Consider the following 21,902-nt stretch of genomic DNA (forward strand, 5'->3'; position numbering starts at 1 on the left):
CATCCGTGACCAGTGGCGCTGCAACGCTGACCGTTAATGCAGCGCTTAGTACTTCTGCACCATCTAACACCACGGTGGATGCAGGGCAAACGGCAACATTTTCAACCACTGCGTCGAATGGAACCAGCCCTTATTCGTACCAATGGCAGGTCAGCACAGGCGGTGCTTACTCAAACGTATCTAGCGGAACAGGTGGCACTAGCGCTATTTATACCACCGCAAGTTTAACGACCGGCAGCAGTGGGAATACGTACCGAGTGGTAGTCACTGATTCCGCAGCGGTTCCGACATCCGTGACCAGTGGCGCTGCAACGCTGACCGTTAATGCAGCTCTGAGTACTTCTACTCCTTCTAATCAAACGATTTCTCTGAGTGTAAGCAATACCGCCACTTTCTCTACCATTACATCAAATGGAACAGCCCCTTATTCTTACCAATGGCAGGTAAATTCTCAAGGCCTCTCTTCCTTTGTCAATGTCAGTACAGGCACAGGAGGTACAACAGCGTCTTATACCACGGGTACCTTAACAATATCCGGAAACAACGGCGATCTTTATCGTGTCGTAGTAACCGATTCGGCAGCTGTTCCTGCTTCAGTAACCAGTGGCAACGCGACTCTAACTGTAACTGCCCTCACAGATCAGTCTTCAAAAAATGAAGCAAAAGATAACCAGGAACAGAATCTGCCTAATGAAGAAAACGTTAGCCAGGAACAGAATCCGCCTAATGAAGAAAACGTTAGCCAGGAACAAAATCTGCCTAATGAAGAAAGCGTTAGCCAGGAACAAAATCTGCCTAATGAAGAAAGCGTTAGCCAGGAACAGAATCCGCCTAAGGTAACTCCAGATTATTTAACAGCCATCTCTTGTCCAAGCTCCTTGTTTTGTATGGCTGTTAAAGCAGATGGCACGACATTTCGCTATGATGGCACAAATTGGAACGAGACTGATAAGATCGACACTAAGCATGCGTTAAAATCTGTTTCTTGCGCCAATGCTGCTAACTGTATCGCTATAGATACGGGTGGATATGCTTTTATTTATAACGGTATTTGGAGCACAGGTACTCAATTCGATACAGATGGCGAGCCTGTGTCTGTATATTGCCCCACGACATCCTTTTGCATGACGATAGATAATCATGGGAATGCCTTTGCTTATAACAAGACAACTTGGACTCATGCAAAATCAGTAGGAATTGGTTCTGATTTAAAGGCTGTCTCGTGTGCAAGCGATACCGAATGTATTGCGGTTGATGGACAAGGTAATGCCAGCCGTTATGATGGCACAATGTGGACAACTTATCGAGATAATCCTATTAGTGCTCATGGCTTAAGTGCTATTTCATGCACACCAAATAGCGGTTCATTCTGCATGAGTGTTGACAATGCTGGTAATAGTTTTAGTTATGATGGAAACACTTGGACGCCACAATATCATGAAGGTACAATAGGCTCTGCTGCAATGAACGCAGTCTCGTGTTTAGGAACTGCTTTTTGTATGGCTACAGATAATAAAGGCGCTGCTTTACGATACAATGGAATTGCCTGGAGCGTTGCCTCAGATCTTGATATGACACATGCCATTACTTCAATTTCTTGTCCAACAGCGGCATTCTGCATGGGCTTAGACAATGTCGGGAACACCTGGCAATATAATGCGAATGTTGCCAGTATAACACAGGCCCATACTAATGATGGTGACAGATCTTCCATTGCGCAAACATTTTCTGTAGTCGATCGGAATACCACTGCGACTTCTTATAAGATTACCGGATTACAACCAGAAAGTGTGCATATTGATACTAATAACAACCTTTGGATCGCAGATAGAGTGAGTAGAACTGTGTATCGACTGCCAGCCAGCATCAATGGTACGCTGAAAGAAGATTTGCCCTCTTTAGTCAGTATTTCAATGGGTGCTAACCAGCCTGTTTCGGTTGTGACCGATACTGGGGGTAATATCTATGTCGCAGATCGCAATAATGCAATATTCATTTATCCAGCCGCGATCTATCAAGTACCAGGAAAGCATGCTGATCCCTTTCCAAGTAGGATTATTACTGGAAAGGACGCTGGATTGGATGTACCTTTAGCTTTAACCCTCGATAGTAGTAATAACATTTGGGTAGCCAATCAAGGTAGTCATTCCATCAAACAATTTGCGGCAGGTCTTATCCAAGAAAGTTCCCCTACAAAACCAATGGTTACAATCTCAGGCGACCGTACATTACTTAATGAACCAAATGGGCTCTTTATTGATAAAATGGGCAATATTTGGGTGACTAATGCAAAGAGCCATGAGATTTATGTTTTTGGAGCAGGAACGTCTGGTAATACGGCCCCCACGTGTATTATACGAAGTGCTGCTATTAACAATCCTACTGGGATTGCTTTAGATACACAAGGCAATATATAACCAAACAAATGACGTTACAACAGGCGGAGCTATTAATATATTTGAACCTGTATTAGCAAATTGCGGTACAATTATGGTATCACCCGTGAGAAGCATTTCTGGAGAAAGCGCATTTGTTGGTCAATCGTTTGGTCTTTCAATTGGGTATGTATTTTAAGAGCATAGGCAAAGATCTAAATGAACAAAAAAAAAATTCAAAACCACCTCAATAAGCCTATAACAGAGCATGACTTTTTGACGAAAAAAAGAGCATATATATGTCTTATAGGATTGTTTATCATAACTGTTTTTATTTATGCTAATGCTCTTGAAAATGGGCTCTTGAATTTCGATGACAATGAGTATTTTACTTATCCGGAAATAACGCAATTATCTTGGCATAATCTAAAACTTTATTTTTCTCATTACTACCTCATTATGTATCAGCCAATACCTGTGCTGAGCTTTGCCATTAATCATTATTTTTCTCAACTAAAAACTATTCCCTTACACGGGTTTAATCTCATTTTTCATCTGCTGAATGTGTTTCTGGTTTATCTATTTATAGTGAGATTATCTCAAAAACGTGTCATTGCACTGATTGTTGCAATGTTATTTGCAATTCACCCTATGAATGTGGAGGCTGTAACCTGGATTTCAGCACGTAGCAGCAGTATGTATACATTTTTTTACATCATAGCAATCCTGTTTTATTTAAATTACATCAAATTAGCACAGAAAAAATATCTCTTTTTTGTTGGGTTAGCGTTTCTTTTATCTCTATTTTCCAAAGCACAAGCGGTTACCTTGCCCCTCGTTTTGTTAGTAATCGATTTTTATTATTCAAGAATAAACAGAGAAATGCTACAAGGCATTTTACTTGAAAAAACGCCGTTTTTCATTTTGTCTTGTATTTTTGGGATTATTGCAATTTCAGATAAAAATACCATAGATAATATTACAAATAGCATATTAATTTCTTACAGTTACCCTGAGATTATTTGTTTGATCTGTTATTCTTTGGTCTTTTATATATACAAAATTTTTGTTCCAATTCATTTATGTGCCATCTATGTGTATCCTCCAAAAATTAATGGTTATTTACCTTTAATTTATTATGTTTCACCTTTTATTTTATTAACACTGATAGGTCTTGTGTGGCAAATTGCTAGAGTTAAAAAATATGTACAGTTTGGGCTTCTTCTTTTTTTGATAAGCATTTTAATCAATATTCAAATCATACCATCAAGGTTGTTTATCGTTACAGAACGATATGGTTATTTTCCATATATCGGTATTTTCTTTATTATTGGCTCATTTTATAATGAGATAAAGGAAGAAAAACTCCATATAAATGAGCATGCCAAGCGAATGTTATATGCTCTATTGCTACTCTACTCTCTTATTTTTATGGGACTCACTGTACAAAGAAATACGATCTGGAAAGATAACATCAGCTTTATGACGGATATCATTAAAAAAAATCCTGAGGTGCCTTATCTCTTTCGAGCTTATGGTGCAAGAGCGAATGCTTTAATCAACAACAATCAGTTAGGCGAAGCATTAGCAGATTATACAAAAGCAATTGAAATCAATCCTTCTGAGGCTATTTCTTATCTAAACCGTTCGCTTCTTTATATGAAAATTAATAATTATTCAGATGCTATCAACGATTTGGACACAGCAATTAAACTGCAACCAAATTCAGCTGTTATGTATGTCAAACGTGGACTTGCAAAATACGCCTCCCAAGACAGCAATGGTGCTTTGCACGATATAAATCAAGCTATAAAATTAAACCAAAATATGGCAGAAGCATACAATCTGAGAGCTATTCTCCGTTTTTCTTTCAACGACTACCAAGGATCAAAAAATGATTTTGATCTGGCTATTAAGCTCAATCCATTCGATTCAGAAGTCTATAAAAATCGAGGTATTATGTTTATAAAAAGGCAAAACAAAGAAGCAGGTTGTCAAGATTTTAATACTTCGTCTCGTATTGGTAACGTCTCTGCAGGTAAAATGATCGAGCAATACTGTAAAGCAAAGGCAACCAGGTTATCTGTGTAAATATGCCGTATGCAATCAACGGGATCTAATCCCCTAGGTCAAGCATAGAGGGTCAAGCCTTGCTTCGTGCTTAAATATTAAATTGTCCACCAACATTCAAATCGTCCTAACAATTTTTAATGATTTGACTCCAATAAATAAATGCATTAGCTTTATCGCCCAAAGGAAAAATGGAAGTCCAACATGGTTAGAGCTTTACGCATTGAGTATTGTGGTGCGATGTATCACATAACGTCACGAGGAAATAAACAGGAAGATATCTATTTATCAAATGAAGATAGAGTTTTATTTCTAGAAATATTTACGCATGTATGCAACAAATGTAAATGGGTGTGTCATGCCTATTGTCTTATGAGCAATCATTACCATTTACTAATAGAAACTCCTTTAGGAAACCTTAGCAAAGGAATGCAGTTACTCAATGGAATTTACACGCAAAAGTTTAATCAAAGACATCACCGTGTAGGACATGTTTTCCAAGGACGATTTAAAGGGATATTAATAGAAAAAGAATCTTATTTACTCGAACTATCTCGATATATTGTTTTAAATCCAGTAAGAGCTAAGATAGTATTTTTCCCTGAAGATTGGGCTTGGAGTAGTTATAAAGCAACTATAAATCAGGCACCTAAACCTAATTGGTTATCAATAGAATTCCTTCTTTCGGCTTTTAACTCCAATTTGTTAATAGCAACTGATAAATACAAACAATTTGTTCATGAAGGTAGAAGCGCTAAAACCCCATGGGATAATTTAAAAAATCAAATTTTCCTTGGTTCTGAGGTATTCGTTAATGAAATGCAATCAAAAATGGAACAAGAAAAAAAATTAACCTATATATCCCAATCCCATTATAAACCCGTTAAAGAATCTTTAACCAAGTATTCTAATGCCTCTCCTCATAGAAATGAATGCATCAAAATTGCTTATGCTACAGGACAATTTAGCTTTGCAGAAATTGGAGAACACTTTGGATTACATTATTCATGGGTTAGTCGTATTGTGAGGCACAACCTCTAAGCGAGGATTGCATACAGCTCTCTAAAAAAGTATCAGCTGTTATATGCCGCTAATTATCAGACTTGTGTTTATTTGATAATTTCTGCGTTTAGCACAAAGCAAGGCTTGACCCTCTAGGTATGTCTGGAATCCTGCTCGGGCCAGTGTTTATTATTATTGCGGTGACTCTATTCAAGAATCAATTAAAAATGCTCACATAAAGCAAAATTAATCAAGTAATGCTTATTAATTAAACCTATCGCTCGCGCGGATAGCACCTTAAGAGCGAATCGTTGTATCATTGTTAAGACGACTCGCCCACCATAACAGTAGGATTGTAATAATCGCATTAATAATAATTGCGCAAATATTCAATTTGGAAGTAAACATCATAAATCCCATATCCAAAGGCAAAGTAATGAAATATGGTAAAATGATGTGACTTAGAGTATGAAAAAATTCTGCGCCTGCAAAGAATATTACAACATCACGAAGTTTAAACATTTGTTCCTCCATCTCTATTATTTTAATTATGGTTCAATAACAATCCATTTCAATCTAGACTGTTTTATCGAGAGGGTTTATTTCATTCAATATATTAATTTTTTAATGAAATACAAAGAGTTAAAAATTGTATGCAAGTTCAAATCCAATGTGCTACTTTTATCATAATGGCTATATATCGAGAGGTAGCTAATGGGTTTTATACGCCACAAATGGACTCTGTTTCTAATAGTAATAACAATTTTAAATCTCTTATTTCTTGTTTTACGGGTAATAAACTTAAATAAATCCCCGACTAATGCACTTACCAAAATTCAAGTTGAAGTAAAATTACCTAACCCGGTTTTCTCTAGCCCAACCTCTATTGAAGAGGCATTAAAAAAACGTCGATCAATAAGAATTTACAATAGCCAATCACTAACAATGCAACAAATTGCTCAGCTTCTCTGGGCAGCACAAGGGATAACTTCTAACAATGGATTTCGTACAACTCCCTCAGCAGGAGCTCTTTACCCATTGGAATTTTATTTAGTCGCTAGAGATATAGAAAATTTATCACCTGGTATTTATCACTATGTACCCAGGAAACATATACTCCAAAAATTAAGAGATGGAGATGTACGTATTGAGCTTGCTAAAGCGGCCTTTGGACAAAGCGCAGTAAAATCTGGGGCTGCTGATATAGTGATAACGGCTTTATTTTCACGTACAACAAATAAATATGGTGAGAGGGGAAAACGTTATGTCCTAATGGAGGCTGGTCATGCGGCGCAAAATATTTATTTACAAACTGTGTCCTTAAATCTAGGTACCGTTTCAATAGGATCTTTTGATGATGTTCAGATCAAAAACATTTTGCATATTACAAATGAAGAAGATCCTCTGTACATTTTGCCAATAGGAAAAACGTGGACACCAAGTAAGCAAGGTATCTAACTTAATTTTTTCATTTAATTATAGAGTATGCTGTTCTATTTTTCGGGAGCCTACTGCAATGGTCTATGAGTACTTGTTAGTGAATTTTTATGGCGTATAGAAAATCAATACCCATATAAACTTAACGACGAATAATTAACTCTATGAAAGTAGATCAAGACGCTTAGGCCTAGTGAATTAGCCAATATTTATGGAGTAAATTATAGTTTGTTCTAATTTCATCATGTCCAATTTAATCCATATGCTACACTAAATAGGCTTTTGTGTTTATTGCGCAGCTCAAAAATAGATCAAATGTTGATATATAGTGAATCGCTAACTTTAAATTATGGAGAGCATTTATGAAAATGAAAGGGATAAAAAGAACTTTTATATCTACGTTATTGGTGTCAACTTTAATCGCAACATCATCATTTGCTAGTTCTGAAGAAAGTACCATTGATAATAAAATAAATGCGGTCATTACTCCCAAAATTTTTGAAATGGCAAAACGCAATGAAAACTGGAAGCTAGCACTGGTGACAGGTAAAGATGCACAGGTTGTTTTTATGAATATCACACCTAAGACCAACCCCAACAATGAGATTGGAATGGAAACTCATAAATTTGATCAGGTTATTTTCGTTGTTGAAGGTCAAGCTAAATCGATTCTCAACGGCAAAAATTCAACTGTCGCAGCAGGTGATATGATCTTTATCCCTCAAGGGATTCCTCATAATTTTATTAATCTCAATGCGAAGAAACCATTCAAAATAATAAGTGTCTACTCAGCTACTGATATTCCTGAAAATGCAGTATATAAACATAAATCTGATATGCCACAAGAGTAACTTGGCGGCATATCGACTCAGACTTATTCCACATAGGAGTTTTGATATATATGCAACATAAAGAATATCATCGAATTGAACGAATTGGCTGGTTACGCGCCGCCGTACTAGGTGCAAATGACGGAATTATCTCTACATCGAGCTTGTTAATTGGTGTTGTTGCTGCGCACACGCCATATAATGGAATACTTGTAGCAGGGATTGCAGGATTAATTGCTGGTGCTATGTCGATGGCTGCGGGCGAGTATATATCCGTAAGCTCACAAGCAGATACAGAAAAATCTGCTCTACAGTGTGAGAAGAAAGAACTTGAGTCGAGTTTACCAAATGAAATTGAAGAGCTAACCACTATATACATCAATCGTGGATTAGAGCCCTCTTTCGCAAAAGAAGTTGTAAAACAATTGATGGCTAAGGATGCATTAGGTACACATGCTCGCGACGAACTTGGTATTACAGAAATATCGAGTGCACGCCCTCTTCAGGCAGCAATGTTTTCCGCTTGTAGTTTTACGCTGGGTTCATTATTACCTTTATTAATCATTTTTATTGTTCCAAGAACCTATCTTATTCTAGCAATATCAGTGATGGCGGTTCTATTTTTGGCATTACTTGGAGCTGTGGCTGCAAAGGTTGGCGGAGCTCGCATCATATTAGGAGCACTGCGTGTTGTGGTTTGGGGAACACTGGCGATGATGGTGAGTGCAGGTATTGGTTCACTGTTGGGGATAGCTATATAGATTAGCTTGACTGAAAAATTTTCACTGCCATACAGATTGTAGCAATAATATGGAGAACTTATTAAAAAACTCAATTTGATCATAAATCAATACTATAATTAAATGATATCAACCTTACATCTCAAATAGTCATTTTTATGAAAACCAAATGACTTTTCCAGTAAAATTCCTATAAAGTTGCTAAAATATCCTTGCGTGAGATTTGCGTATTTGAGTCCGACACTGTTGGAGCTAGAATTCGCCTAGTAATTCGAAAAAGTCATGTAGACAAAATCAAAGGACTTTCAAAGAGAATTTTAGTCGTCCCAATAGTCTCCTATTTTATTTAGCTCAAAATGAACATATTCCATGACGTCACCCTAAGAATCTTCGAATACTGTTAGCGATTTCTTGCACATGAGTTTCGAGAGCAAAGTGTCCTGTGTCAAAAAATTCCACGATTGCATTTGGATTATCACGCTTGAATGCCTCTGCACCTTGAGGTAGGAAAAACGGATCTTGTTTACCCCAAACGGCTAAAAATCGGGGCTTGTAAGTTCGGAAATACTGTTGAAATTCAGGATAGAGAGAAACATTTGATTTGTAATCACCAAACAAATCCAACTGTATTTCATCGGCACCTTGACGCTTCATATAATAATTGTCGAGCGAATAACCGTCTGGAGAAACTTCTGAAGCATCTTTAGTCCCATGCGTGTACTGCCAAAACGTTATCTCTGGTGTCAAAAATGCACGTAAAGCTTCTCGGTTCGCGCTCGATGCATCTTTCCAATATGCCTCGATTGGCGTCCAACCATCACTCAATCCCTCTTCATAAGCATTCCCATTTTGAGAAATGATCGCGGTGATGCGCTCCGGATGCTTAATTGCAATCCGCAAGCCAATAGGTGCTCCATAGTCGAAAATATAGACTGCAAATTTATTAAATTTTATAACTTCTGTGAATTTATCGATCACCTTCGCGATGTTATCGAAGGTGTACCTAAATTCCGAACGTGGCAGCATTTCTGTTCTACCAAACCCGGGCAAATCAGGTGCTACGATATGGAATTGATCAGAGAGGAGTGGGATCAAGTCCCTAAACATATGGCTTGAAGTTGGAAATCCATGCAGCAGAAGCAATTTCGGTTGTCCCATGGTTCCCGCTTCTCGATAAAACAAATTCAGGCCATTAACCTTTGCAGTTTTGAAGTGAATTTTATTCATTTTATTTCCTTAAATAATAAAACCTCATTGAGGTATCTAAATTCCATGTATAACAGCGCTTATAGTTCAGTAATAGAGCTTAAGATTGTCTCTACAATTACTTTAGCGAGCGTAGCCTGGTTGCTTGCAACCAGGCTATTTGGCAACTCTATTTCCTAAATTTGCAGTTCAATCCGTTTGCAAGCAAACGAGCTACGCTTGCTGGATTTAGGCCCAAAGGGTCAGAACCAATTTCACTTCGTTTCACCCAGGCTACACCCGCTCATCACATCAATCATCACCGGATTTACATTCGGCCAAACAACACTTCTTGGTTAACTCTCTAAGATCTTTGATTAAATTCTAGTTCACTATCAATGATAATAATGGGATTAACTTCTTTTTTATTAACAAATTAAAAAACGACTGGAGAAAATTAGGCTCCGTTGCAAAAAATAAACAATTAAAAAAATCATAATTTATAGGTAGAAGCTCAACTGTATAGACTAGTTTGCTCCTTGATGAAAGATACTTCGATTCGAGCTCCATACATCCAACTATTGAACAGTCCTTTTTTAAACATACGCATGATTGCAAGTCCTTTAATGTTCGCATAGGCCGTTTTAAATCCACGAACAGCATTGATAATGCCGCTTAAGCTTACCATGGTCGGCTTCCAGATGATTGTTACGATACTTTATTTGTAAAATGCTTTACGTGGGAAGCCAAAAGACCTTCTTGTTTTAACTCTTTAATCTCTTGACCGTAGGCTGGATTTTATCCGTATTAATCACACCAATATCACCTACTGGATTGCTCTTTATCATTTTCTTTAATAATTATTAACCAACCTGTTCAAAACACATTGGGGTCCGTCCCGGACTGTCCCCATGGATATAATAACAAGCGTAGCTCGAGCCAAGCTCCGATTTACGCTTGCTTACATGATGCAAAAAAGCCAACCAACCTTGGTTTAATCAAGTCCGTGCAAAGATGTTTGCTGAGATATCACTTCCACCTCATTATGCTCCCCTCTCTGAGCTGTAGCCAAGGCAATTACTCCTTCCACTGCTCTCTGCGCATCACCCTTAGTAAGGGTATTAAAAGAGTCTGTAGTGTACTTTGAATAGAGCATATTCAGAGGAAATAGAACAGAAGAGATTATTTGACATACGGAGTTACAAAAATACAAAGCTGTATCCAAAAAGAACTGCGGGCTTCCACAATATGCAGAATAAGAAAGAGCATAAGCTGGCATACAAAAAATACTAGCTAAGGCCATAATAGGTGCATGAACTAGACCAAACACACCGGAAAAGAAATCGATTGCTAGATTGCCCCCAACCGTCCAACCTATATTTAATTCTATCGGCTCTCCGTTTATTACTGAAGGCACTGTTGTTGAAGCGTTTTTAATCTCACTAGCGAGCCGAATAATTAAGTCATAATTTGGTTTTTCCTGGGAGAGTAGTGCATTAATCTCGCGGGCTTTTTTTACTAATTCACTGTAAAAAATATATTGTTTCCTGGCGTTCTCTATCGACAAATGAAATTTTGCGTCGGAAGATGAATGAATAATATCCCAAGAAAAATGCTCCTTTGGCCTAAAAGGTGCAAAGGTATCAACAAGCTCTCTCGGATTCACTTCCACATCTTTAAGATGATTATTATATATAATACTTGGATAGCCGCTAGGAAGATTGTGAAGATAATTTGCCCACCGTTGTCGACAAGTTTCGGCAAGTGTGGCTTCCAAATTGTTTGCAATACGATTGATCTTGGGCTGGGTGAAAAAACTAAATGACATAAATAACTCACAAACAGATAAATTTTCAGGCACTTTATCATCCTAGTACTAGAATCTCAAGAGTGCTGTCATGCAAAGAACCAATAGGGACGGACTACGTTAATTATTAGTCAACTTGTTCAAAACACATGGGGATCCGTCCCCAATTTATATTACAGACACGCATTATATGCGCTGTATAAATAAATGAATCAAATAAAAACTGAAACTAGCAATCAAATACCCTCGTAATAATCTAAAAGAAAATACATACCTAAGTATCTACAACATGGGCGAAGTCTTTCTACTTTCAGCTAAGAATAAAATCTCAGCTATAATGCAAATAGGATATTTATTTAAAGAACTTTCTACTAAGAAAAGGAATTTTATTATGCATTTAATTCTACTTATTATATTAATTTTGCTCTTAATAGGTTTACTTCCTAGATGGCCATATAGCAGGGAATGGGGATATTATCCAAGTGGTGGAGTAGGTTTAATTCTCCTTATTTTAATTATTTTGTTACTTGTATAAGTTTATCTTCAACGAAATTTTAATTTCCTTAAAGTAAATTTTCCCTACGAGGTATGCGCTTTATAAAAGCTAAGGCCTTTTTCATAACCGGAAGATTATTTTCCTGCCTCTGAAAAATGAAGTTTTACATATTTCACCGACGTGGGGAAAAAATCAATGAGAATTTTTGTTAAACTTGAGCTAAAAAAGAATCCACGAATCAGTCAATTTAAATACATTATGGTAAATTTTACACCAAAATTATAATCTCCTCTATAATTAACCTAATCCCTTATTTGTACAGTCATGATGTGTTCTAACAAACTTCAATAGATTAAGGAGAATATAATGAAGCTTGTAAACTCAAATGATGTTGTCGGTATTTGTGTAGAAAATCAGGCAGGAGAAGACCTAGGTCAAATTGAAGCGCTAATGATCGATAAACTGAGTGGTCAAGTAGCGTATGTAGTTCTTTCTTTTGGCGGTTTTTTGGGTTTAGGAGATAAGTTGTTTGCTCTACCTTGGAAGGTTTTTTCCTACGATCCTATGTTGGAAACATTCATTTTAAATATAGATCAAGAAAAATTAGTAAATTCTCCAGGATTTGATAAGTCTAACTGGCCTGACATGAATGCCGATTCCTTTATTCAAGCAATGAGAAACTATTATTCAGAGCCTTTATAGTTGGAAATAACTTAGGAGAAAAATCATGGGATACATTATTGCATGGTTGTTAGGTGTTCCAGTCAGTTTATTAGTACTAATTTGGTTGGTTTCTCACATTTAAAACAAGGATATTTTCATTATGGACAATCAAAAATGCTATAAGGCGACAATAACCAATATTCATTGGACCGCAATTATTGCAGGGGCTTTTGTTGGTGTAGGGCTTACTTTCTTACTGAATATTTTTAGTATGGCCATAGGTTTAAGTGCATATACCTCTTCACCCAATACTGCTCCTGCTGTTGCAATTGGTGGTGTTTTAGGTTTATTAATTGGGGTCATTGTTTCAATGGGTGCAGCTGGATTTGTCGCTGGTTATTTGGGGCGATTTCATCATTGCTACTGCCATGGTGGTGTAATTTATGGATTTATTACTTGGAGCTTGGTATTAATGTTGAGCGCCTTACTCATTATGCCTCTGACTCATTATGTTTCATTTTATGAGGAAAACTTAGATCCTAATCTAGCTCCTACGCAAATTTCTGCAGCAGATGTTAATGTTTCTGTAACATCTCAACAAAATGCTCCTACACAAAAAATGATTAATGCGAATCCTAAACATTTAGCTTGGAATGGCTGGATTCTTTTTATTTTATTTTTTCTGGGGGCTATATCGAGTTGTATTAGTGCCTGTTATGGAATGCGTGGTAAAAAAGAAGACGAAAATAAGATTGATTCTCCCTCATAAATAATATGGGGACAAAGTCCCGTATTGCGCTTTCGCTAATACGGGCTACGCTTGCTTTGCACTGGAACCTACTACGCAAACTCAGATTTTTCTGAAAATTCTGATTTACGATGCCTTGGATGGGCTTTCACATGCCAGAGTGGCAGCATCATAAATAATGGAATCAAACAGCAAATAAACAATGTGAGGAAGAAATTATCCCAGCCATAATTTTTGATAATTGCACCCAAAGGAGCACCAGCCAGAACAGCACCTACACAATAAGCAAAAAATCCGGCAAAACCAGTTGCTGTCGCCGCTGCTTTTTTATGTGTTAACTCCGCACAGGCCATACCAATCATCATTTGTGGTCCAAAGATAAAAAAGCCAAAGAAAAAAAGAAATAAAGAATCGAGGAATGGTGTATATCCCTTAGTGAACGTAAATAGCAACAAAGTAACAAAGACACCTGCAGTAAAGAGAACATTGATTGGATTGCGCTTACCTTGAAATATTTTATCAGAAAACCAGCCGGCAACCAGGCTTCCAAAAAAACCACCAACTTCAAACCATATAACACAACTTCCTGCTGTGATTAAGGAATAATCCTTCGCCTCCGTTAAGTACAGCATGCTCCAATCATTAATGGCCGTGCGGACAATATAAATAAACACATAAGAAATAGCCAGTATCCAAATATATGGGTTGCTTAACACATAATTCCAAAGAATTTCTTTGACTGAGAGTTCTGTTTTTTCTTGGTGCTGATTGGATAAACCAGAAAAATCGTCCCGATATTGCTCTATCGCAGGTAAACCAAGCGATTGCGGCGTGTCCCTTAAACGATTGATTAAAAAAAGCCCTCCTAAAATGCAGATGATTCCAGGTACAAACATGGCTGAACGCCAGCCGAAATACTGTGCGCATATTGCAACAATCAATGGAATTAATGCACCCCCAACGTTATGTGATGTATTCCAAATGCTCCACCAACGACCACGTTCAGATTGAGAATACCAATGGGTTAATAATTTAGTACATCCTGGCCATCCCCACCCTTGAAACCAACCATTCAAGCCCCAAAAAATCGCAAATAACCACCAAGTGGAAGACAAGCCAAACAAAATATTACAAATACCCGTCAAAATTAGTCCAATCGCCATTAAATAACGAGGATTTGACTTATCGCCAAGAATTCCACTCAAAAATTTGCTGATGCCATAACTTAAGCTCAGTATGCTCGCAATCATTCCCAGTTCAGTTTTGGTCATCCCCAAGGTGCTTTGTAATGCAGGCATCGCGAAGGTAAAACTTTTTCGCGTAAAATAAAACAACACATACCCTATATACATTGCATAAAAGGTACGAATACGCCAATAACGATATTGCCGTTCAACAATGGTTTTATCTTGAATTTCATCAAGATAAGGAGCAGGTTTTAAAAAACTTAAAAATGCCATGATTGTCCATATCATGAAAAAAATAAGATTAGAATGTAACTTGCACAGTATGTCAAATCTTTCTGATGAAAATAATCCTGGCATCCCACCTATTGATAATTATTTTTTTAAAATTTAAATGGAATTCTTGTGAAATTATAAATAAGCTACGCACTTTGTGTTAAAAAAGGATTTGTCGGAATGAAAGAAATAGTTAGTTTATTAGAACAAGAACAAATCGATTCTACTATTTATAAACGTCCTGATGTCATAATGGTTTTAAGAAGAAAATTCCGTACTCAAAAAGATTGGATTATTGCTTCTTTCGACCAATATCAATTTTCTAAAGTAGAATCGCAAAAAGTCCAACATGCCATTCTAAATGGGGATCTTCGAATAACCGATATTTTAATACGTCCGTTTTCCCACTATTTTTGGAGTTTCCTTACCTTTAAATGGGGCGAGATACTTTCGGGTGGCAAAAGATTGTCTAAGCAAGAGGTCTTACAAATTGCTACCTGCTCTAGCAATGGCCAAGAATTTACAAGAACCCCCGATCAAAATAGAAATAGACTGCTAAAAGGAGTGCCATTAGTCATTGGCAAAGTCGTTACTTCCATGGCGCTTTGCATGGTATTTTGCCTGGGATTATTAAGCACTTTGGGGGCACCCTTTGGCCTTAGCCTTGCCATAGCGATGGTACTTTCCTTATGTAACGGAATAGTGTGCTTATTAAGCCGTGGACAAGCCATGCTTGATAGTGCTGGCTTTCAACCGAGTAAACAAAAAACATTTAAGACCCCAGAAGAAAATGCAAAGGAAAAAACAATACTCGATAGAGGTCAGAAATTACTTTTTGGTGTCGTGACATTGTTAGCATGTATTTCTGCCGGCATTACTGGATATGCTGGTCTCGTAGGACTCCTCACTTTTTTAGGAGCAGGCCTGCTCATCTCTAACCCTCTGGTTTTGGCAGCTACGATTGGGTTATCTGTGATTGCAGCTGTCTCTTTTTATTCGTTTCAAGCTGTAGGCATACGTGAAAATTATGCAAAATTTAAAAATCTTTTTATTGAAGATTATAAAAAACCCTATGGTCTTTTGCGATGTATCTTATTAGGAATGGTAAGTACGATCTTTTTAGCTGTTTATGCGACGCTAACTTGGTTTACTACCGTATCAGGGGTTAATAAGTTTTTTAATGCTGTAGGTGCGACTCCTGATACCCTTTTAGCACATACTATTGCGATGATATGTACTTCGACAACCATGTTTGTTAATACTTTTTCACAAGTATATAAAGTCTTTAACCCGAAAACGTATGTCGATCTAAAAGAAAAATTTGAATCGATATATCAACCACCGGAAAAAAATCAAACAAAAGCTCAAAAGATAAAGCATGGAGCCATTAACATGCTCAAATTATTTGCTTTGATAGGTGACTCTCTTGCCTATTCTGTTGCTGGTGGAATTCGCAGCGGAATGCATGTTGGTGAAACGCTGGGAGAAGCAATAGGAGAAAAATTTGCATTAACCGTTACCATGGCAATATTGTCTCCAATCATTTTAGTATTCGTATCGATAGCCTTTACTTGGCCTTCCGTTTTTCAGAGAAAAAAATCGACTCAAGAGCCTTCACCGACAGAGAAGCCATCGATAGAAAAAGCAGGTCAAATCCCTACTTCAAATGCACTTCAAAGTAATACTTTATTAGCAACATCAGAAAAAACTCCCAAATCTAATAACTCTAAAATTAGGAAAACTGGGCCAAAACTTTTTGATGTTGGGTTGAGAGAAGAAGATTCTAGCTATCCTTTAGAGAAAGGAGCAGTTTTGTCATCCTCCTCGCCATAAATGATGTATTGAGGCCAGCAAAAGCATTGCTCTGTGAGCACGCTTAAATTTCATTAAAAAGTGTGCTTGTTTTTTCATGGGGACGGTCCGGAACGGACTCCGTTAATTATTGATCAACTTGTTCAAAACACATCGGTTCCCGTCCCGGACCGTCCCCTAAATATTTTACTAATTGCCACCCAAGTCTAGTCCCAATCCTTCTTTAGGCTTATTCAATTCAGCAGCAACTTTTCCTATATCGAGTGTTACTTCAGTAGTTGGCTCATATTTTATTTTTAAATTGGACAATATCCCATCTGCTGAAAGGCCATCCTCTTTTAAGGCTTCCATTGCTTTCGTGAAGACGCCTTCGACCTCTTCGCGTTGACCTCTAAAGCTTATTAGATCCGCTTCTATTTTAACTGAATGCATAGATTTCCCTGTAAATAGTTTAGCGACCAAGGCAGAGATGTTTTCATCTTCAAGCGCAGATTTTGGCTTTCTATCATAAAAACCAAGACCTCCTGTAGCCCTGGGTACTGGGGATGCTAATGACCTAAATAGTTTGATATCAAACAGACCATATAGATTTTTAAGCTGCTCTGATTTCTTTAAAAGTAAATCTACTTCTGCTTCAGTATTTTTACAAACAAAACCTATTTCACTAAAACCATGATATCTTAAAACCGGCCTTACTTTTGTGAATTCTTCAAAAAGCTTACTTATCACTTTACAAGCTTCACCTGTGGGTTGCATAACAGAAAGAAATCCCACTCCAGCATTTTCATCTTTGCCCATTACCAAGCCACTGGCCCTCTTAGGCTGCTCTAAGGAGGCTACTTTAAAATAGCCATTTGGAAAAGTTGAGCTAATTGGAAATTTTTTAAATTGCTCAGGATGCTCTTTGAGCAGTGTCTCCATAACAATTTGTATATTTTTAACGCATATTTTTCTTTTTTGATCTAGGCTTAATGAAGATTCTTTCTCTTCTTTTTTAGGCTGCTCCTTTTCTTGCATAATAATTCCCTACCAATACTGATTGAATTAATAAAAGCATAGACCAAATATTAAACAGGGAGACGGTCCGGGACGGAATCTGTTAATTATTAGTCAACTTGTTCAAAACACATCGGCACCGGTCCCGGACCGTCCCCGGAATACCATAACTTGACAAACTGTTAAGATGAATCACAATTTAAAAAGCAATCAATAAGCACAATTTGATAATATTTAGAATTTTAGTATGAAGTCACTTGTAAACAGCTTATTAAAGATATCAAACAAGGAAAGTCTATAAAATGAAAGCATTAATTTATCAGGGACCTGGAAAGAAAGCTCTAGAAGAGCGCCCCAAACCCACGATTAAAAACCCTTCTGATGCAGTGATAAAACTTAAAAAAACAACTATTTGTGGAACTGACCTGCATATTCTAAAAGGTGATGTTGCTACTTGTGCGCCTGGGCGTATCTTAGGGCATGAAGGTATTGGCATTGTGGAGAATGTAGGTTCAGGAGTAACCGAAATCAAACCTGGAGATAAAGTAATTATTTCCTGCATTACTTCTTGTGGTAAATGTGAACCTTGTCGTAAAGGAATGTATTCTCATTGCACTAAAGGCGGATGGATTCTTGGGAATACAATCGACGGAACACAGGCTGAATATGTGTTGATTCCTCAGGCTGATACGAGTTTATACAAAATTCCTGAAGGAGTTAATGAAGAGGATTTAGTCTTACTCAGTGATATTCTACCTACAGGTTTTGAATGTGGTGTGTTGAATGGCAAAATACAGCCAGGAAGCACTGTAGCTATTGTAGGCGCGGGCCCTATTGGTTTGGCAACACTACTTACCGCCCAATTTTACTCTCCAGCTGAAATTATTATGATTGATGTGGATGAGAATCGTTTGAACAGAGCCAAACGTTTAGGCGCAACTCAAATTATAAGTAATCATGACGGTAAAGCAGCAAGTAAAGTGATGCAGATAACCAATAACCGTGGAGTAGATACAGCTATAGAAGCTGTAGGTATCCCATCTACATTTGTTCTTACTGAAGAGCTTGTGGCTGCAGGCGGTACTATTGCAAATATCGGAGTACATGGGACAAAAGTCGATCTTCATCTAGAGCGTTTATGGTCACAAAATATTACCATCACTACCCGATTAGTCGATACGGTATCCACACCTATGTTATTAAAAGCTTTATGTGCTCATAAGATGGATCCACACTCATTAATCAGTCATCATTTTAAGTTTGAAAATATTCTTGAGGCCTATGATACTTTTGGACAAGCAGAAAAGACGCAGGCATTGAAGGTAATTATTGACGTTTCATAAGCCATGCATATGGATTATATTGAAAATGGAATTTTTGATGAAAAATAAGATGTTGTGCAAAATGGCCGGGCTGGCAAATTACAAGGGGTATTTGGGATGGTCTGTTAGCTTTTGGCAATGCATTAAAATCATAGTTGCCAGGATTTGCTATAATCCTAGAAAAGGCTAGGAGCAAGACATGGAAAACCCAGAATTGATACATCGTTATAAAATTGATGTAATGGATGCGATATATAACCGCAGGGCTGTACGTAGTTTCTTGCCTAAAAAAGTTGACTCCGAAATTATCAATCAGCTATTAGATGCAGCAGTACATGCCCCTTCAGCGCTTCATGAAGAATCCAGAGGATTTGTCGTGATTCAGAATAAAGCCCTATTAGAACGCATTTCAGACAGTGCTAAGCTGTTAACAATAAATGATAAAAAGAAAAGCATAGACTTACAAGAAGAGCACGTTTTGCAGGTGGTACAACAAAAGGAATTCAATGTTTTTTATAATGCACATACTTTAATTGTTATCTATAGCACCTTTAAAGGAAAATTCGTCAGTGCTGACTGTTGGCTCGCTGCCGAAAATTTAATGCTTTCCGCCCTTACTTATGGCCTTGCTTCTTGTGTCATTGGATTTTCAGTTGCGGCGTTAAATCTACCAGAGTGGAAAAAAGAGTTAGGGATACCTAAAAAAATGACCGCTGTAGCGCCCATAATTCTTGGTTGGCCATCGAGTAAAACCTTGCCCACAGAGCACAAACCGCCTGTAATTCTTAATTGGAGATAAAATCAGGCCTTGTCATAAGGTAGGTATTATTTAAATCCCGATTGAGTAAATGACAACGCCACTAGCTAACACTCCAAGCAATAATAAAGTGGCGTGAAAAGCAAAGCGTGCCGGTGTTAAACTCCATAATAATGCTATTTTTGAGATGAAACTGGCAAGAATAGCAATATATAACATCAGGCGTGCGTCATGAGCATGCATTTGATTTCCCAAATAAAGCAGGCCTGTTGCTAAGGAAATACCATGGATCTCAAGAAGTCCACCCAAAAATGAAAACAATAAAATCCCTTTAATTGAGATAATTCGTCTTGCCATGGCAATGATGAGCAATAATAATCCTATAAAAATAGAGGTACGTAATATAGATAAGAGATTAAGTGGGGTTGCAAGTAACGTGGGGGCACGCTCTGATTTTTTTTGAAAATAAAGCAGAACAGCCGAGAATAAAACTCCGCTACAGATCATAGCCAGCATGGGCCAAATAATAAAAATAAGCAAAGCTGGAGATGCAATCAAAATAATTATTAGCACATCGACTAACATTGCAACTGTAGCTAGAAGCCCTGAAGCAAGAATAACGCATTCGGATTGGGGATATCGTTTTAATGTATCATGCAATTGGGCAAAAACAGCAGTGCTTGACACCAATCCTCCTAAAAACCCTGTTAAGGGGATGCCTAAGCGTTCACCAAATAAATGAATTGCTATATAACCCCCTAATTGAATCGCTGCAACTGTTGCAATTAATAAACCAAAATCTTTTGGATTAAATAAATGCCAAGGATCAAATGTGCGATCAGGAAGAAGCGGTAAAATCCCTAACGTAAAAATAACTAAGATAATTACTGTTTCAATTTTATGTGGTTTGAATTTTTCTCGTGCCAAAGTGTGCAAACGTTGACGTTCAATGAGTACAAGCAAAATAATCGCACTTAAAGTAATTGCCAAAAATGGCGAGGTTGGGACCATATAACCCAAACAAAAAATGAAGCAGGCAGTAATTTCAGTTAATATTTCAATGCTATTGTGTTTTTTCTGCTTAATAATCGATTGATAGTAATTGAGTAACAAAATGCCTATAACAAAAAAGCTCACAGTGATGGTAAGGATTGTCTGCTGTAAAACAGCAACCAATGTGCCAAGCATCGATAATAAAATAAAGTTTCTAACGCCAATAAATTGGCTTCCTTCAGGATGACCTCGTTCTCTTTCAATGCCGATCAGCAAACCAATCAATAGAGATATGATAAAGGAAAGTAATGTTTCTAACATAATGAGATTATTCCTTTAACAAGAAGATCTGAAATATCGATTTGATTACTTTTATGAATAATTGTATTGCATGAAATAACTCGCTCAGCCCCTGCCAAAAGAAGCCTTTTTTCAGTTTCTTGATCAAATAAAGCATGGACTCCAATACATAATGCTTTTTTAAATCCTCGTAGCTGTAATTGCTTAAGTACAGCAAGCATACTGACACCTGTAGAAATCACATCATCAACCAATACCGGCGTAAGGCCTATGTTTTTAATTTCTGGTAAAGAAATAACTACTTTTCGGTCACTAAAACGTTGCTTATCCCCTATAATAAAAGGGAGTTTATGGTAATCGGCTATTTCAGAAACCCATTGCTTACTTTCTGCATCAGGGCCTATGAGAACTGGATGGCTCACATGATTCACAATCCACTCAGATATTTTTTTTGTCGCATGTAACGTTAATAATCCAGATAGAGCATAAATCTCAGAGAGTTTATGAATACGATGCAAATGAGGATCGATTGTCATCATACAATCAAAGTAACTTGAAATTAATTGTGCAAAAAGAATTGAAGTTATGGCTTCCCCTGGCTGAAACTGTTTATCTTGTCTCATATAAGAAAGATAAGGACTGACTATGCAAAGCTTCTTAGCTCCTAACTCTTTAAGTGTTTGCGCCATAAAAAGTAATGGCAATACTTTAGAGTTAGGATCATTAAGGGTAGAAATCAAAATCACTGTTTTATTTTTTACCTCTGAATCAATGCGGATGTATGACTCTCCATCGGGAAAAGAACGGATTTCAGCCTTACCTATTTCAATCGCCAGCTTTTTTGCAATTAATTCTGTCAGCTCCATATTTCCTGGCAATGAAAAAAGAATATTATCGTCCATGTTCTTA

19 protein-coding genes and 1 pseudogene are annotated in these 21,902 nt (G+C 37.3%); 12 read left to right on the forward strand and 8 right to left on the reverse strand.

The genetic code is table 11. From position 1 onward, the window contains the following. The 3 genes and pseudogenes from Lste_RS19240 to Lste_RS03180 form a co-directional block, all read left to right on the forward strand. A pseudogene (locus Lste_RS19240) lies at positions 1–2,417 on the forward strand (hypothetical protein); the annotation flags it as partial. Positions 2,418–2,594: 177 nt separating this feature from the next. Next, complete coding sequence (locus Lste_RS03175; protein WP_058509642.1) at positions 2,595–4,466, forward strand: tetratricopeptide repeat protein; 1,872 nt, start codon at positions 2,595–2,597, stop codon at positions 4,464–4,466. 183 nt (positions 4,467–4,649) lie between these two features. Further along, positions 4,650–5,486 (forward strand): transposase, encoded by an 837-nt coding sequence (locus Lste_RS03180; RefSeq protein ID WP_058509643.1) that lies wholly within the window; start codon positions 4,650–4,652, stop codon positions 5,484–5,486. Between the two features lie 258 nt (positions 5,487–5,744). Here the strand turns inward: Lste_RS03180 and Lste_RS03185 are convergent, their stop codons facing one another. Beyond that, positions 5,745–5,969: a hypothetical protein gene (locus Lste_RS03185; protein WP_058509644.1), complete on the reverse strand. Its 225-nt coding sequence runs from the start codon at positions 5,967–5,969 to the stop codon at positions 5,745–5,747. A gap of 192 nt (positions 5,970–6,161) precedes the next feature. Here Lste_RS03185 and Lste_RS03190 point away from each other — a divergent pair, with 192 nt between their 5' ends. From Lste_RS03190 to Lste_RS03200, 3 genes are all read left to right on the forward strand, one after another. After that, entirely contained in the window at positions 6,162–6,905 is a 744-nt protein-coding gene (locus tag Lste_RS03190; RefSeq protein WP_058509645.1) for a SagB/ThcOx family dehydrogenase, read from the forward strand. Between the two features lie 341 nt (positions 6,906–7,246). Further along, positions 7,247–7,735, forward strand: coding sequence for a cupin domain-containing protein (locus Lste_RS03195; RefSeq protein ID WP_058509646.1), 489 nt, complete (start codon positions 7,247–7,249; stop codon positions 7,733–7,735). A gap of 50 nt (positions 7,736–7,785) precedes the next feature. Continuing rightward, positions 7,786–8,475, forward strand: coding sequence for a VIT1/CCC1 transporter family protein (locus Lste_RS03200; protein ID WP_058509647.1), 690 nt, complete (start codon positions 7,786–7,788; stop codon positions 8,473–8,475). A 354-nt stretch (positions 8,476–8,829) separates the two neighbouring features. Here Lste_RS03200 and Lste_RS03205 read toward each other — a convergent pair whose 3' ends face one another. From Lste_RS03205 to Lste_RS03210, 3 genes are all read right to left on the reverse strand, one after another. Then, a complete protein-coding gene (locus Lste_RS03205; protein ID WP_058509648.1) occupies positions 8,830–9,681 on the reverse strand; it encodes an alpha/beta fold hydrolase in 852 nt (283 codons plus the stop codon). 472 nt (positions 9,682–10,153) lie between these two features. After that, on the reverse strand, positions 10,154–10,327 hold the full coding sequence (locus Lste_RS19780) for a hypothetical protein (protein WP_420324178.1): 174 nt from the start codon (positions 10,325–10,327) through the stop codon (positions 10,154–10,156). Between the two features lie 306 nt (positions 10,328–10,633). After that, the gene (locus tag Lste_RS03210) at positions 10,634–11,500 is read right to left on the reverse strand and encodes a hypothetical protein (protein WP_058509649.1); all 867 of its coding nucleotides are present in this window, start codon (positions 11,498–11,500) and stop codon (positions 10,634–10,636) included. Positions 11,501–11,837: 337 nt separating this feature from the next. Here Lste_RS03210 and Lste_RS18675 point away from each other — a divergent pair, with 337 nt between their 5' ends. From Lste_RS18675 to Lste_RS03225, 3 genes are all read left to right on the forward strand, one after another. After that, positions 11,838–11,981, forward strand: coding sequence for a DUF3309 family protein (locus tag Lste_RS18675; protein ID WP_083503903.1), 144 nt, complete (start codon positions 11,838–11,840; stop codon positions 11,979–11,981). Positions 11,982–12,308: 327 nt separating this feature from the next. Then, the gene (locus Lste_RS03220; RefSeq protein WP_058509651.1) at positions 12,309–12,644 is read left to right on the forward strand and encodes a PRC-barrel domain-containing protein; all 336 of its coding nucleotides are present in this window, start codon (positions 12,309–12,311) and stop codon (positions 12,642–12,644) included. Positions 12,645–12,765: 121 nt separating this feature from the next. Continuing rightward, positions 12,766–13,374 carry a hypothetical protein gene (locus Lste_RS03225; protein WP_058509652.1) on the forward strand — a complete coding sequence of 203 codons (609 nt, stop codon included), beginning with the start codon at positions 12,766–12,768 and terminating at the stop codon, positions 13,372–13,374. A 71-nt stretch (positions 13,375–13,445) separates the two neighbouring features. Here Lste_RS03225 and uhpC read toward each other — a convergent pair whose 3' ends face one another. Then, entirely contained in the window at positions 13,446–14,813 is a 1,368-nt protein-coding gene (uhpC, locus tag Lste_RS03230; RefSeq protein WP_058509653.1) for an MFS transporter, read from the reverse strand. A 180-nt stretch (positions 14,814–14,993) separates the two neighbouring features. Between uhpC and Lste_RS03235 the strand changes: the two genes are divergently transcribed. Further along, a complete protein-coding gene (locus Lste_RS03235) occupies positions 14,994–16,646 on the forward strand; it encodes a hypothetical protein (protein ID WP_058509654.1) in 1,653 nt (550 codons plus the stop codon). Between the two features lie 168 nt (positions 16,647–16,814). Here Lste_RS03235 and Lste_RS03240 read toward each other — a convergent pair whose 3' ends face one another. Next, positions 16,815–17,642 (reverse strand): hypothetical protein, encoded by an 828-nt coding sequence (locus Lste_RS03240; RefSeq protein WP_058509655.1) that lies wholly within the window; start codon positions 17,640–17,642, stop codon positions 16,815–16,817. A 281-nt stretch (positions 17,643–17,923) separates the two neighbouring features. Here Lste_RS03240 and Lste_RS03245 point away from each other — a divergent pair, with 281 nt between their 5' ends. After that, a complete protein-coding gene (locus Lste_RS03245; protein ID WP_058509656.1) occupies positions 17,924–18,964 on the forward strand; it encodes a zinc-dependent alcohol dehydrogenase family protein in 1,041 nt (346 codons plus the stop codon). Positions 18,965–19,142: 178 nt separating this feature from the next. Beyond that, entirely contained in the window at positions 19,143–19,742 is a 600-nt protein-coding gene (locus Lste_RS03250) for a nitroreductase family protein (protein WP_058509657.1), read from the forward strand. Positions 19,743–19,772: 30 nt separating this feature from the next. On the opposite strand, the gene Lste_RS03255 is transcribed toward Lste_RS03250, so the two are convergent. Together Lste_RS03255 and Lste_RS03260 are read right to left on the reverse strand one after the other, a co-directional pair. After that, a complete protein-coding gene (locus Lste_RS03255; protein WP_058509658.1) occupies positions 19,773–21,014 on the reverse strand; it encodes an MgtC/SapB family protein in 1,242 nt (413 codons plus the stop codon). Further along, entirely contained in the window at positions 21,008–21,895 is an 888-nt protein-coding gene (locus Lste_RS03260) for a ribose-phosphate diphosphokinase (RefSeq protein ID WP_058509659.1), read from the reverse strand. The genes Lste_RS03255 and Lste_RS03260 overlap by 7 nt, the downstream gene beginning before the upstream one ends. Positions 21,896–21,902 lie beyond the last annotated feature (7 nt).

Origin of the sequence: Legionella steelei, from assembly GCF_001468005.1 — a bacterium.
Lineage (GTDB): Bacteria > Pseudomonadota > Gammaproteobacteria > Legionellales > Legionellaceae > Legionella > Legionella steelei.